General features: G+C 60.2%; 11 protein-coding genes. 8 read left to right on the plus strand and 3 right to left on the minus strand.

The genetic code is table 11. The features are described from left to right. The first annotated feature begins 96 nt into the window (after positions 1 to 96). Positions 97 to 1,494, plus strand: coding sequence for an aminotransferase-like domain-containing protein (locus AAF659_RS10960; protein ID WP_349751794.1), 1,398 nt, complete (start codon positions 97 to 99; stop codon positions 1,492 to 1,494). Between the two features lie 3 nt (positions 1,495 to 1,497). Here the strand turns inward: AAF659_RS10960 and speE are convergent, their stop codons facing one another. Further along, a complete protein-coding gene (gene speE, locus AAF659_RS10965; RefSeq protein WP_349751795.1) occupies positions 1,498 to 2,385 on the minus strand; it encodes a polyamine aminopropyltransferase in 888 nt (295 codons plus the stop codon). Positions 2,386 to 2,505: 120 nt separating this feature from the next. Here speE and speA point away from each other — a divergent pair, with 120 nt between their 5' ends. The 7 genes from speA to AAF659_RS11000 all read left to right on the plus strand — a co-directional run bounded on the left by speA (position 2,506) and on the right by AAF659_RS11000 (position 10,444). Further along, on the plus strand, positions 2,506 to 4,395 hold the full coding sequence (gene speA / locus AAF659_RS10970; RefSeq protein ID WP_349751796.1) for a biosynthetic arginine decarboxylase: 1,890 nt from the start codon (positions 2,506 to 2,508) through the stop codon (positions 4,393 to 4,395). A gap of 116 nt (positions 4,396 to 4,511) precedes the next feature. Further along, positions 4,512 to 5,108, plus strand: coding sequence for a sigma-70 family RNA polymerase sigma factor (locus tag AAF659_RS10975; protein ID WP_349751797.1), 597 nt, complete (start codon positions 4,512 to 4,514; stop codon positions 5,106 to 5,108). Then, positions 5,105 to 5,761, plus strand: a complete 657-nt coding sequence (locus AAF659_RS10980) for a ChrR family anti-sigma-E factor (RefSeq protein WP_349751798.1) — start codon at positions 5,105 to 5,107, stop codon at positions 5,759 to 5,761. The genes AAF659_RS10975 and AAF659_RS10980 overlap by 4 nt, the downstream gene beginning before the upstream one ends. Before the next feature lie 11 nt (positions 5,762 to 5,772). Beyond that, positions 5,773 to 6,516 (plus strand): SDR family oxidoreductase, encoded by a 744-nt coding sequence (locus AAF659_RS10985; RefSeq protein WP_349751799.1) that lies wholly within the window; start codon positions 5,773 to 5,775, stop codon positions 6,514 to 6,516. 84 nt (positions 6,517 to 6,600) lie between these two features. Continuing rightward, the gene (locus AAF659_RS10990; protein ID WP_349751800.1) at positions 6,601 to 8,376 is read left to right on the plus strand and encodes an acyl-CoA dehydrogenase C-terminal domain-containing protein; all 1,776 of its coding nucleotides are present in this window, start codon (positions 6,601 to 6,603) and stop codon (positions 8,374 to 8,376) included. Between the two features lie 153 nt (positions 8,377 to 8,529). After that, positions 8,530 to 9,372, plus strand: a complete 843-nt coding sequence (locus tag AAF659_RS10995; RefSeq protein WP_349751801.1) for a phospholipase A — start codon at positions 8,530 to 8,532, stop codon at positions 9,370 to 9,372. 196 nt (positions 9,373 to 9,568) lie between these two features. After that, the gene (locus AAF659_RS11000; protein ID WP_349751802.1) at positions 9,569 to 10,444 is read left to right on the plus strand and encodes a LysR family transcriptional regulator; all 876 of its coding nucleotides are present in this window, start codon (positions 9,569 to 9,571) and stop codon (positions 10,442 to 10,444) included. A 28-nt stretch (positions 10,445 to 10,472) separates the two neighbouring features. On the opposite strand, the gene AAF659_RS11005 is transcribed toward AAF659_RS11000, so the two are convergent. Beyond that, positions 10,473 to 11,075 carry a TetR family transcriptional regulator gene (locus AAF659_RS11005; protein ID WP_349751803.1) on the minus strand — a complete coding sequence of 201 codons (603 nt, stop codon included), beginning with the start codon at positions 11,073 to 11,075 and terminating at the stop codon, positions 10,473 to 10,475. A gap of 263 nt (positions 11,076 to 11,338) precedes the next feature. Continuing rightward, positions 11,339 to 13,465: a PhoX family protein gene (locus AAF659_RS11010; protein WP_349751804.1), complete on the minus strand. Its 2,127-nt coding sequence runs from the start codon at positions 13,463 to 13,465 to the stop codon at positions 11,339 to 11,341. Between the last annotated feature and the right edge of the window lie 76 nt (positions 13,466 to 13,541).

The following is a 13,541-nucleotide window of genomic DNA, read 5'->3' on the forward strand; positions in this document are numbered from 1 at the left end:
ATTTGTATCGATACAATAAATGAAAAATCTTCAATAAAACTTACAATTATAGAGACTATTGACCACAAAAATGATGTCAACAACAATATTGTTATCATGACAAAATGGTTTGAACGCTTCGACAGATCCGAGCGCCCCCACCACAAGCACATTGCCTCACTTATTGCACAGGGGCTGGCATCGGGCGAACTGCAACCGGGCGACAAGCTGCCCACACACCGCGCCCTGGCAGACGAACTGAATGTGACCGTGGGCACAGTCACCCGTGGCTATGCGGAAGCCGAGAAGCGGGGGCTGATCGTGGCGCGCACGGGCAGTGGCACCTTCGCCCGCTCCAGCGAGACGGAGCACGACGCCGAATTCGGCATTCCTCCGGAAAGTGAGGCGCCGGGAGCCATCAACTTCGCGTTGAGCTACTGCATCCCCGCCTACCGGGAACAGGCGCTCGCCGAGTCCCTGCAGTCTCTGGCCCAGGACCCGAAGGCACTGCACGATGCGGTCTCCTACCAGCCGCAGTTCGGGCTGGAGCGTCACCGGCGCATTCTCACGGAGTGGTTTGAACACTGGGGCCAGAAGCTTGACCCGGAGGAAACCCTGATCACCCTGGGTGGCCTGCACAGCGTGCACATTGCGCTGCAGGCACTGGTACGCCCCGGGGATACGGTTGCCTCAGCCAGCCTCACCTATCCGGGCATCATTGCCGCAACCCGCCAGCAGGGGCTTCGTCACTGCGCTCTGGAGATGGACGCAGAAGGCATACGACCGGACTCGTTCGAGGCCCTCTGCCACCAGCAGTGCCCACAGGTTCTCTATTGCACGCCCAACCAGAACAACCCCACGACCGCCTGTATGGGGTATGAGCGCCGGCAGGCGCTGCTGCGTATTGCGGCTCGCCATGGCGTCTGGATCCTGGAGGATGACATCCACCTGGTCAGCGCCGACGAGCGGCCACCGAACCTGGTTGAAATGGACCCGGAGCGGGTCCTGTACATCAGTGGCTGCTCCAAGGTCATGGCCGGCGGCCTGCGGGTGGGCGTGCTCCGTGGCCCCGCCAGCCTGATGGGGCGGCTTGGCGACAGTCTTCGCAGCCACTGCTGGATGGCGCCACCGCTGAATGCGGAGATTGCCTGTCGCTGGATCAGCTCGGGCCGTGCCAACGAACTGATGCGCTGGCAGCGTGGGGAGATCGGCCACCGCCAGGCACTGGCCGCCAATATCCTCGCGAATTACACCTACCAGGCACAGCCCTACGGGTTCAATCTGTGGCTCCACCTGCCCGAACCCTGGCGGCCCAACGAGTTCGTTGCCGCCTGCGAGCGGGAAGGCGTGTTGATCCGAAGCGGTGAGCCTTTTGCTGTGGGCCGTTCTCCCGTACCTCCCGCCGTTCGGCTCTGCCTTTCCGCAGAAGCCCATCGAGAGACAGTTGAAAAGGGTCTCAGAACCGTAGAGTCCCTGCTTAAGGAGCAGCCTCCTGCCGCTCCGAATACAATCTGAGCATCACCCCTCACCGCCGATGGGGTGATCCACGCCGATGATATCCTGCAGGAAGGGCGGTGTCGCCAGGGCTCCCCGGTGCACGTCCGCGCTGTAGTAGCGGGTCGGGAAGGGGCGCGCCCCGGCATCCGCCTCCCGGAAGTGTTCGAGCGGCGTCACCTTGCCGGCAATGGTGCAGCTCCACCAGCCCGTGGGGTAGACGGGCTGCGGGAATACCAGCGTCTTGCTTTGATGGTAGCCCGCAGCTTTCATGTCCTCATGCGCCTTGCGGATGATTGATTTCGGCTTTTCCATCAGCGGCGACTCGGTCTGCTGCACCATCAGGCCGTTCTCGCCCAGGGCCATATAACAGTCACGATAGAAATCCTTGGTGAACAGTCCTTCCGCCGGCCCTACCGGATCCGTACTGTCGATGATGATGACATCGAAATACCCCGGATCCGTTTCCTGGATCCACTTGATGCCATCACCAAAGAAGAAGTTCGCACGCGGGTCCTCATTCGCCTCGCACAGCTCCGGGAACCATTTTTCAGAAAGCTCCGTCACGCGCTGATCGATCTCCGCCTGCCAGACTTCCTCCACACCGTCATGGCGCAGTACCTCGCGCAGCGTGCCGCAGTCACCACCGCCGATGATGGCTACTCGTTTGGGGTTGCTGTGAGTGAACAGCACCGGATGCGTCATCATCTCGTGATACAGGAAGTTATCCCGGGTGGAGAGCATCACGCAGCCATCAATCGCCATGAGATAGCCGAAGGTCTCGGTCTCGTAGATGTTGATGGCCTGATAGGGCGACTGCTCCTCGTGCACCTTTCCCCTGATCCGGAGGGAGAAGGCGGAGGACTCCTCCGGGTAGATTTCGGTGAACCAGTTGTCGTCGAGTCCGCTCATGGTTCTCTCCTGCGCCTGGGTAAAGGAATCATTGTACGACCCGCCGGCACTGGACAGAAGTCTGTTCCATAAACGCGCGCGGCCTTACAATCTCTGGAAAGTCACCGACCCGGAGCCTGCATGCAAAGTGACACCCCCGGCCGCACCTGGAACATCGACCGCTGGAGTGAGGGCTACGTCACAGTCGGCAACGGGGGTGAGCTGCGCATCAATCCCGATACCCGCAGGCCTGGGCTTGTGCTGGCCGATGTGGTTACCCAGGTTCAGCAGCAGGGTGCCCGTCTGCCGGTACTGATCCGCTTCACCGATATTCTCCACCATCGTGTGAACCGTTTGTGCCAAGCCTTCAACGATCCCATCCGGCATCTTGGCTACCAGGGGGGCTACACTGCCGTGTACCCGATCAAGGTCAACCAGCAGCGCCGTGTAGTTGAAGAAATCATCCGCAGCGAGCCAGCCGCCAGCCAGGGCCAGATCGGGCTGGAGGCCGGCAGCAAGCCGGAACTGTTCGCGGTGCTAGCCCTGGCGCCCGATAATGCCTGCATCGTGTGCAATGGCTACAAGGATCGGGAAACCATCCGCCTGGCGCTCATGGGGCAGCGCCTCGGTCACCGTGTTTTTATTGTGGTGGAAAAGGCCTCGGAGCTGCCCCTGATCCTTGAAGAGTCGCACAGCCTTGGAATCAAACCACTGATCGGTGTGCGCGCCCGGCTGGCAACCATTGGCGAAGGTAACTGGCAGAACACCGGTGGCGAGAAGTCCAAGTTCGGGCTTTCGGCGAGCCAGATCCTGGCAGTGGTCGACCAGCTGCGTGAAGCAGGCGCACTGGATCGCCTCCAGCTGCTGCACTTTCATCTGGGCTCGCAGATCGCCAACATCCGGGATATCCAGACGGGCCTGCGCGAAGCCGCCCGCTTTCACCATGTGCTGCATGAGGCCGGCGCTCCCCTCAACACCGTCGACGTGGGCGGCGGCCTTGGCGTGGACTACGAGGGCACCCGCTCACGCGGTGCCTGCTCCATGAACTACAGCATGGAGGAGTACGCACGTCAGGTGGTACAGACCTTCCACGAGTCCTGCGCCCGCAATAACCTACCCCACCCGCATCTAATTACTGAATCCGGTCGCGCCATGACCGCGCATCACGCGGTGCTCGTGACCAACATCATCGACCGGGAAGCACCGGAAACAACTGACCCTGAGCCGATCCCCACCACGGCCCCGGCGCCGCTGCGCAACCTGTGGGCGGATTACCAGGCCCTGAGCGGTGACGGGCCTGAGCGTTCAGCGGTCGAGATCCATCACGACGCGGCCCAGGCCATGACAGATGTCCAGACGGAATTCGCGCATGGCCTGCTGTCACTGCAACAGCGGGCCCAGGCGGAGCAATTGCAGCGCCAGGTCGCCCTACGGCTGCGCGCGCGGCTCAACCCCGGCAACCGCGTGCACCGCGACCTGCTCGATGAACTCAATGAGCAGTGTGCGGAACGGCTGTTCATGAACCTATCAATCTTCCAGTCCCTGCCGGACATCTGGGGCATTGGTCAGATTTTCCCCATTCTTCCACTGCAGGGCCTGGACCGGTGGGGGTCGCGCCGGGCGGTACTACGGGACATGACCTGTGACTCGGACGGGCGCATTGACCATTACGTGGACAGGGACAGCATCGAAACAACCCTGCCACTCCCCGAGGACACCGACGTCGAGGAACTGGCGTTCTTCATGACCGGTGCCTATCAGGAGATCCTGGGGGACATGCACAACCTGTTCGGCGACACGGATGCCGTCGACCTGAGCCTGGATGAACGGGGCAATGCCTGCGTTACACAGCTGGCGCACGGTGAGACGCTGGCCAGTGTACTACGCCAGGTGAACCATGACCCTGACGAACTGTTGCGCCAACTGGCCTCCCGGCTTGAGGCAGCATGTCTTCCAGCCGGTGAACGCCAGCAACTGCTCAAACAGATCCACGCAGGGCTGGCAAGCTATACTTATCTCATTGATGAGTGATCCAGCCGTCATGCAGCCGCGTAAAGGACCTTACGTTTAATTTACCATCATGGCGGCGGGCACCTATAATGGAACTCAGAACAAGCAGCCAATCGGCAGCAACAAAGAGTCGGAATGTGACCACAGCCCCTGATAGCCCACGCGCCGAGCGCAGTAAGGACCATTGGAGTCAGCTTCTGGAACAGGTCGGCAGCCATCATGACAGGGCCGCCTTCCATCAACTGTTTGAGCATTTTGGGCCCCAGATCAAGTACTACGCCATTTCCAATGGCATCGCCCATCAGGCTGAAGAGCTCGTTCAGGAGGTGATGATTTCCATATGGCGCCGTGCCTCCACCTATGATTGGCGCAAAGCGGCCGCGTCTACCTGGATATTCACCATTGCCCGCAATCAGCGTATCGACATGCTGCGCAAGATCCAGCGAGGCAGCGCCGAGATGGCGATTGACACAGAAGATCTCTGGCAGATTCCAGGGGACGATGAAAAGGATCCAGTGCCATCGCTGCACCGTATCATGGCGGAGCGTCGCATCGGAGAATCCTTCGAGCATCTCCCACAAGAGCAGCTGACGGTTCTCAGGCAGGTCTATCTGGAGCACAAATCGCACCAGGACGTGGCCGAAGACCTTGATATCCCGCTGGGCACTGTCAAAAGCCGCGTGCGTCTGGCACTGAGCAAATTGAAAGTTATCCTTCAGGATCAGGATCTATGAGCACTCACCATCCCGATGAAGTCCTGCTGACGGAATACAGCGCCGGCTCTCTGAGCGATCCCATGGCTCTGTGTCTGCGCATCCACCTTGAGCGTTGCGCCCACTGCCGGAGTCAGCTCGACATGCTGAACAGTCTGGGGGCGGTCATGCTTGATCACAGTCAGCAGGCCAGCAAGGTCTCCGATGATCTTTTTGATAACATCATCGCGCAGATCGATGAAAAACCGACCTCCCAAACGAGCGGAGATCAAGCGAGCGAAGAACAGGAAGCATCTTTTGGGTCTCCGCTGGAACGGCTTCTGGGTAGCGACCTGCAGAGTCTTCCCTGGAAACGCCAGCTTGCAGACGTCAGTGTGTATGACCTGAGTGACCAGTTCCCCGGAGAGGAGCGGGTAACGCTGCAGAAGCTTTGCGCCGGCGGACGGGCACCATCCCACAGCCATCATGGTTCTGAAGCCACCCTGGTACTCACGGGGGCCTTTGCTGACGGCAATGGTGTGTTCAGCAGGGGTGACTTCGTGATTCTGGATGAGCACCATGACCATCAGCCCGTGGCGCTGCACGGCGAGGACTGCATCACTCTCTCGGTCATGGATGCGCCCGTTAAGCTGACCGGTCGGCTGACCCGGCTGCTCAACCCCTTCATCCGCTAGACGCAGAACCCATGGATACTCTGATTGCCGGCATCAGTAGCGGCATTGGCCTGGCCCTGGCAGCCCACGAGCTGCAACGCAATCCGGACACCCAGATACTTGGGGTGAGCCGACAGGCGTCGCGCAATGAGGCGGCTCTGGCATTGGCCACGTCTTTTCCCGGCCAGCTCACACTGGCTGACGCTGACGTCAGTGACCGGCAGGAACTGGGAAGCGCCCTGCAGAACCACCTGCCGGACAATACACACATGACACGTGTGTTGTTCGCTGTGGGCGTTCTTCATGGCGAAGGACTGTTGCCTGAAAAACGACTTGAGGATGTGGATCCAGAGGCGATGCTGCAGAGCTATCGCGTTAACGCCCTGGGATTTCTTAACACCGTGCAATCCCTGATCCCCTGGCTGCGCCATAAAGACCCGAAACTGATCGCCGCTATCTCTGCCAAGGTTGGCTCCATAGGGGATAATGACTTTGGCGGCTGGTATGGCTATCGCTGCAGCAAAGCGGCACTTAACATGGCGGTTCGCAACCTGGCCATTGAAACTCGCCGCCGGCTCAGACCCGCCACTGTCGTCGCCCTGCACCCCGGCACAACAGAAACAGCCCTGACCCAGCCCTTTCAGCAATCCCTGGCCCGCCTGACTGTTCATTCCCCGGAGGAGACGGCGGCCAATCTCTGGCAGGTGCTTGATCATCTGGGCCCGGAAGACAGTGGGCGTTTTCTCAACTGGGACGGCTCAGAGCTGCCGTGGTAATCGCCACCCGCTGAACCATACACCCCACTCAGGCGTATTGCCTCTCGAATTCTATGACCATTCACCATCACAGGGCGAATACCGATGGCTTATAACGCACCGGTTACAGATTACCGCTTTATCCTCTACAACGTACTTGGCGCTGACCGTCTGTGCGAGCTTGAACCCTATTCCGAGGCGACCCCGGATCTGATCAACGCCATCCTTGAGGAAGGCGGTCGTTTCATGCGCGACATCATTGAACCAACCAACGTTCCGGGAGACCAGGAGGGCTGTCAGTTCAATACGGATGATGCCAGCGTAACCACTCCCACAGGCTTCAAGGAAGCCTACAAACAGTTCTCCGAAGGCGGCTGGACCTCTTTGGATGCGCCCGTGGAATACGGCGGTCAGGGTCTACCACACATTCTCAAGTTCATCGTCGATGAAATGGTGTGCGCCACCAACCTGTCCCTCGGCATGTATCCCGGCCTGACCCATGGCGCCATCAGTGCATTGCACGAACATGGCTCGGAGGAATTGAAAGATACCTACCTGGAAAAGCTCATCTCCGGAGAATGGACCGGTACGATGTGCCTTACTGAACCCCAGTGCGGCACGGACCTCGGACTGATCCGCTCCAAAGCCCAGCCCGATGCCGATGGCAGCTATCGCGTCAGCGGCACCAAGATCTGGATCACCGGCGGTGAGCACGACCTCACTGACAACATCATGCATCTGGTTCTGGCTAAGCTGCCGGATGCGCCCGAGGGCACCAAAGGTATTTCGCTGTTCGTTGTGCCCAAGGTCATTCCGGAAACCGGTGAGCGCAACAGCATTGTCTGCGGCGGACTGGAACACAAGATGGGCATCAAGGGCTCTGCTACCTGCGTGATGAACATGGACGAGGCGCGCGGCTGGCTGGTGGGCGAACCCCATGACGGCATGCGCCAGATGTTCACCATGATGAACGAAGCCCGCCTGATGGTGGGTATGCAGGGGCTGGGGCTTGCGGAAGCCGCTTATCAGGTGAGTCTGGGCTTTGCCAAGGACCGCCTCCAGAGCCGTTCACTGTCCGGCCCGAAGAACCCTGACGGTGCCGCGGATCCCATCATCGTACATCCGGACGTGCGCCGCATGCTGATGAAGCAGAAGGTCCTCAACGAGGGCATGCGCGCAATGGCGCTCTATTCCGGGCATCAGCTGGATCTGTCCAAAGCCCATCCGGATCCGGAAACCCGCCAGACCGCCGATGATATCGTCCAGATCATGACACCGGTGGTTAAGGCATTCCTGACCGATGAAGGGTTTGCCAACTCCAATACCGGCCTCCAGGTGCTTGGCGGTTCCGGCTTCACTCAGGACTGGCCGATAGAACAGTACGTGCGCGACGGCCGCATCGCCCGCATTTATGAGGGCACCAATGGCATCCAGGCGATGGATCTGGTCGGGCGCAAACTCAGCCTTCATAAGGGCCGGTTGGTGCAGAGCCTGTTCGGGGCAATGTCCGGCTACCTGAAAGAGCACCCGGATTGCGCTCACCGTGACCAGCTCAAGGATGCCCTCGCTACGCTTGAGCACGCTGTAAACTGGCTGAATGACCATGCCAGGCAGGACCCTGAGCAGGCCGGCGCCGCCGCCACGCCCTTCCTCCGGCTGACTGGTCTGACCGTAATCGCCTGGATGTGGGTACGTATGGCTGAGGCAGCCCGCCAGGCCGAAGCCAACGGCGATGGCAACCAGGACTTCAACGAGGCCAAAAAGACCTCGGCGCGCTTTTTCTTCGACAAGGTGCTGCCGGAAAAGGACGCATTGCTTGCTGACATCGTTGATGGCAAAGACAGCGTAATGGCGCTGAATGACGATCAATGGGCTATTTAGGCTGAGACCTGGCCCATGAACCACTGATTTGACGCCGGGCCCAGGCCCGGCGTTTTTGTCTCCGGGCTCAGCCAGGCGTAAACTCGGGGTATGTGGATCCGATCGTCGTGTATACTTGCTCTGGTCAGTGCCTTGGCATGCTCCCCTCCAAGCATGGCACACCCTCATGCAGAGGGGACCACCTCCCAAAACAGCCCCAGCGGCGATGACCAGGCCCGTGAACACCTTTTCAGTGATTCCAGCATCTTCCAGCCCCACCGACGCAATTACCTGCTCCCGATAAGCTGGATCAGCTCACCCAACCAGGCTCCGGAAACACCCACCTACAGCCCCAAGCCCCACGGGGAGACGCTTGAACAAGAAGAGGCCAAGTTCCAGCTGAGCTTCCGATTACCGTTACTTACCGGCGTTTTCGAAGGCCCCAACCGGTTATGGTTTGGCTACACCCAGCTGGCATTCTGGCAGATGTACAACACGGATGAGTCGTCCCCCTTTCGGGAAATCAACTTCGAACCCGAAATCTTCCTGACCCACGATCTGGACTGGGAGCTTGGACCAGGGCAGCTGGAACTGATCACCATTGGTTACAATCACGAGTCCAATGGCAGAGAGGAACCGTTCTCTCGCAGCTGGAACCGGATCAAGGCCGGCGCGGTCTACAGAACCGACAACTGGACACTGACACTCGAACCCTGGTACCGGCTGAAACCCTCGCGAGCCGAAGACGACAATCCGGACATTGATCGGTACCTCGGTTACGGTGAGTTCAATGCGGTTTACAACCCGGCTGGTACCCATGCGCTCGGGATCACACTGATGAACAACCTGCGCGACGAACAGAACCGCACCTCTGTGGCCCTCAACTGGTCATTCCCCATCAGTGGGTCGATCAAGGCGCACGTGCAGTACTACAACGGCTACGGTGAATCCCTCATCGACTACAACGAACGCACCCACCGCATCGGGTTGGGCTTTTCGCTCAACGACTGGCTTTAAATAGGGGAGGGGCAGGCGATACCTGCCCCCGGAGGGGACCCGGCCAGCCGAGGGGCCTGACCGGTAACCGGCGGCATCACAGTGCGCGGGCAAACCCGCTCTTCCCTGACCCCGCGCGAATGATGCTGAACACACTTTACCCACAACAATCGATGATGGAAAATGATTAATTCTATTCAGTCCGTGAATTCCAATCATGATTCAGCGTCACCATCTTGAAATCCTACTGGCTCTGAATGAGAAGGGTACCCTGGGCGAGGCCGCCAGCCACCTCTGCCTGACCCAATCAGCCCTCTCACACGCCATGCACAAACTGGAGGAGCAAAGCGGTTCGCGCCTCTGGGCCAAACAGGGGCGGCGTCTGCAGCTGACCCAGGCGGGCCAGTACCTGCTGGAGCTTGGCCAGCAACTGCTGCCACGCCTGCAGGAGGCCGATGCCACCCTGCGCGCCTTCGGCGAGGGCCGGCGTGGCCGGCTGCGCATTGGTATGGAGTGCCATCCCTGCTACGAGTGGCTGCTCACCGTTGTCCAGCCCTATCTCCAGCGCTGGCCCGACGTGGACCTGGATGTGATCCAGAAATTCCGCTTCAACGGCCTGGAAGCACTGACCCAGCACCGGATCGATGTGCTGATTACCAGTGACCCGGTTTTCAGCCATGAACTCTGCCATACGCCGGTTTTCGATTATGAGCTGATGCTCGTGGCCGCTTCGGAAAACCCGCTCGCCGGGGGCAGCACCGTGACCCCCGAACGCCTGAGCCAGGCGCGGCTGATCCACTTTCCGGTGGCCCGGGAGCGGCTGGACGTCTTCACCCACTTCCTCTCGCCCGCCGGCCTTGAGCCGGCCCACCAACAGGAAGTGGAAGCCATGGAGATCATGCTCCAGCTCGTGGCGGCCAATCGCGGCGTCTGCACCCTTCCGGACTGGCTGGCCGAGCGCTATCGCGACAGCCAACCCATCACAACCCGCCGCCTGGGTGACGCTGGTGTCCACAAGACCCTGTACCTGGTGTACCGCCAGGACGACGCCAGTATTGACTACCTGGCGGATTTCGTCGGCTATGGCCAGTGATCACCAAACTTGGCCAGCATGACGCTGGTCAGTCCCCTTTGAGCCTGGCATCCAGGCCCGGAACCAGAGTTTCAGCCATCGCGCCCATGAACTGGCGGCGCAGGAAACGTTCCGTTTCCTGCTGGATGGCTTTCTGCTGCTCCGGGTGTTCAATGTAGTCCATGCCCCGGAACAACATGAAGCGGACCATGGTGCGGGCAATGTCCAGAACCGTGGTACGGCTGACCTGTGGCACCAGTGCCCGCTCGGTAACGTCATCCGCCATTTCACTCGCCGCCTCTTCCAGCTGCCGTGCCAGCGCCTGCCTCAGCACCAGGGACGGGCCATGGAGCTCGCGAACCGCCACCATGACCACCGCCGGATTGGTGCGGAAGTACTCATAGACGAAATACACCGACTCATGAGCAGCCTGGTCCGAGGTGGCCGCTGCCGTACGTAAACGCCGAACCTGGTGCTTGACCTCGGAAGCAATGCACTCAAGCACAAAAAGACCGAAATCATCCAGGTCCGAGAAGTGGCGGTAGAAGGTATTGGGGTTGAGACCCGCCTCACGGGCCAGCTCCCGGATCCCCAGTGAACTGATGCTCCGGCTGCTGGTTACCAGGCGCAATGAGGCCTGAAGCAGTTTCATCTTCCCTTCCGGGATGGACTGGGTACCGGGTCCGATCATCGCCTTAGTGTCCGCTGGTTGCGTCGGGTTTCCGAGCTCCTGCGGATGTGTTTCGTTCACCATCACCCAAGTCAGCCCGGACCATCATACGTCCGCCCCGACGGCTCGCAGGCGGTCGGGGCTTGATAGTTTACCAACCTCAACCCCCCAGCGCATGCTGGACTCGCTCTGCAACACTGGGCAAGCCCGGCACGGGGCCGGGCATTGGATGGACCAGGTCACGCTCAGAGCGCGATTTCGCCATCATCCTCGCGACGAATGGCAAGCGTCGTCGAGCGCGGCAGGTTACCGGGATCACCATTGCCCTTTGCCGGGAAGCTGTGTGACGGGCGGCTTCCGAAAGACTGGCCCGGATGCTGGACGTTGATGAACAGCGTGCGTGCATCCGGAGACAGCACAATGCCAGTAACCTCGCAGCGGCCGGGGCCTACGAAAAACCGCTTCAGGCTGGCCTGGTTCTGGGAATTCAGTGTCCGGTCACCACCAAGCCCAGCGGGCACGACCGCCAGAAGCTGATCATTGGTGGCTTCGGCAACCGCATTGCCCCCGTTGTCCGTCTCGATCCACATCACCCCTCTGGGGTCAAAGAACAGTCCATCCGGGCCAGCGAACTGGTTGGCTTCAGTCAGTCCGGAACGATTGATCGCCTCGGATTCGCCAGCCGGTGCCCCGAACGCGAAGATGTTCCAGGTGAAGCGGGTAGCGCCGGGTGCGTCATCATTCTCACGCAGGCGGATGATGTGGCCCCAGAGGTTGGGGTCACGGGGGTTCGGCGAATTGGGTGAATCCGTAACGTTGCGATCCTTGGCATCATCGCCCTTCTCGTCATTGTTGGTGAGGTTGAAGTAGATCTCACCAGTGTTCGGGTCCGTCGTTGACCATTCCGGCCTGTCCATTGGCGTTGCTTCAAGCAGGTCAGCGGCAATGCGCGCATAGGTCACCACTTCGGCCTGGCTGCTGAAGCGCGACTGGAGGGTCGGATTGCTGATATCCAGGGCCAACCATTTGCCCGTGCCATCCTCGCTGAACTGCGCCGCGTAGAGGGTGCCGTTATCGAGCATGTTGCGGTTGGGGTTGTCCGGGTTCCAGTTATCGGCGGTCACGAACTTGTAGATGTATTCGTTCTCGTCGTCGTCACCGCAGTAGAACGCGATCGGCTTACCCGCCTCGATGCGGCCGGGCTCCGCGCCCTCGTGGGCGAAACGGCCCATGGCGGTGCGCTTGACGGGCGTGCCGTTCGGATCGAACGGGTCGATCTCAACGATCCAACCAAAGTGGTTGGCCTCGTTGCGGAAGTCATCAGAGGCACCGTTACCCTTTGGCGTTGTATCCCAACGCGCGAAGTTGCCATCCACTTCACTCGAGTCGCCAGCAACGCCGTCCCAACGGTAGCCGAACCCGAAGTTGGTGATGGCGTAGCGGTTCTTCTCCTCGGGGATCGGATCCTCCTGGGTCGTAACGTAGCCGCGGAAATTCTCTTCACAGGTGAGGTAGGTATTCCAGGGTGTAAAACCGCGACCGCAGTTGTTGATGGTGCCTCGGCCCTGGGCGCCGGAGGGGCTGAATTTGGTCTGCAACACCTCGGAGCTTGCAGCCGGACCCGAGAAGGTCATGGGGGTCTCGGCGGTAATGCGGCGATTCATGCCGGTATCCGTGATGCGCCAGCGCCCGCTCATGCGCTGGATCTCAACAACGGAGACACCGTGGCTGGCCATTTCCTTGCGAACCTGGTTGGCGTTGGTGGGCAGTCCGGTTTCCGGGTCCGTCTCACGGTTCGGAACCGCTTTGCCGTCGCCGTCGAGCGTATACCCGTGGAAGAAAAGCATGTCCAGGCTTTCGTGGTTCACCACCAGCAGCCCGCGGTTGTCGGCGCCGTTAATGGGGAAGAAGTGCATGCCGTCGTGCCATTCGCCACTCTGCTGGTTCTGCTCGTCCGCAGTATTGCTGCCATCGGCATTGAACGCCGGAAAGGCGCCCAGTATCCCGGTGCCCCAGGGGATGAGCACGTCATAGGTATAGCCCTCTGGCAGGACGACGTCGTTCACGTCCTCGCCAGCAACGCCCTGCACGGAGTCGAACGAAAGCTGCGCGACCCGATCAGGATCAGAGCCACCACCGCTGGTTTCTCCGCCGTTACCGCTATCACTGCTGCACGCTGACAGGCCGGCGCCCATGAACAGAGTGCCAGCCGCCATTTCGAGGCTGCCTCGCAATGCATCTCGGCGCGACAGGCGGGCCTGGACTATGTTGCGGAAAGGCGTGCTCTGGTTGTTATGCTTGCTCGGTGACGTCTTGCCCCGCTTGGGTCTGTGCTTCCCAGGAAGGTTAAGCGTCTGATCATCTTGCCCCATGTTGATCCCTCTCTTGGTTTCTTGGTCCTCGTAGGTTCCAGCTACTTTAAGAGGGCGTTATGACACGCCGATGAAT

Source organism: Salicola sp. Rm-C-2C1-2 (assembly GCF_040196175.1).
In the GTDB taxonomy this organism is placed as follows: Bacteria; Pseudomonadota; Gammaproteobacteria; order Pseudomonadales; family Oleiphilaceae; genus Halospina.

Coding starts and splice junctions, on each gene's coding strand:
- AAF659_RS10960 (WP_349751794.1), top strand. CDS start 97: ATGACAAAATGGTTTGAACGCTTCGACAGATCCGAGCGCCCCCACCAC.
- speE (WP_349751795.1), bottom strand. CDS start 2,385: ATGAGCGGACTCGACGACAACTGGTTCACCGAAATCTACCCGGAGGAG.
- speA (WP_349751796.1), top strand. CDS start 2,506: ATGCAAAGTGACACCCCCGGCCGCACCTGGAACATCGACCGCTGGAGT.
- AAF659_RS10980 (WP_349751798.1), top strand. CDS start 5,105: ATGAGCACTCACCATCCCGATGAAGTCCTGCTGACGGAATACAGCGCC.
- AAF659_RS10985 (WP_349751799.1), top strand. CDS start 5,773: ATGGATACTCTGATTGCCGGCATCAGTAGCGGCATTGGCCTGGCCCTG.
- AAF659_RS10990 (WP_349751800.1), top strand. CDS start 6,601: ATGGCTTATAACGCACCGGTTACAGATTACCGCTTTATCCTCTACAAC.
- AAF659_RS10995 (WP_349751801.1), top strand. CDS start 8,530: ATGGCACACCCTCATGCAGAGGGGACCACCTCCCAAAACAGCCCCAGC.
- AAF659_RS11000 (WP_349751802.1), top strand. CDS start 9,569: ATGATTCAGCGTCACCATCTTGAAATCCTACTGGCTCTGAATGAGAAG.
- AAF659_RS11005 (WP_349751803.1), bottom strand. CDS start 11,075: ATGAAACTGCTTCAGGCCTCATTGCGCCTGGTAACCAGCAGCCGGAGC.
- AAF659_RS11010 (WP_349751804.1), bottom strand. CDS start 13,465: ATGGGGCAAGATGATCAGACGCTTAACCTTCCTGGGAAGCACAGACCC.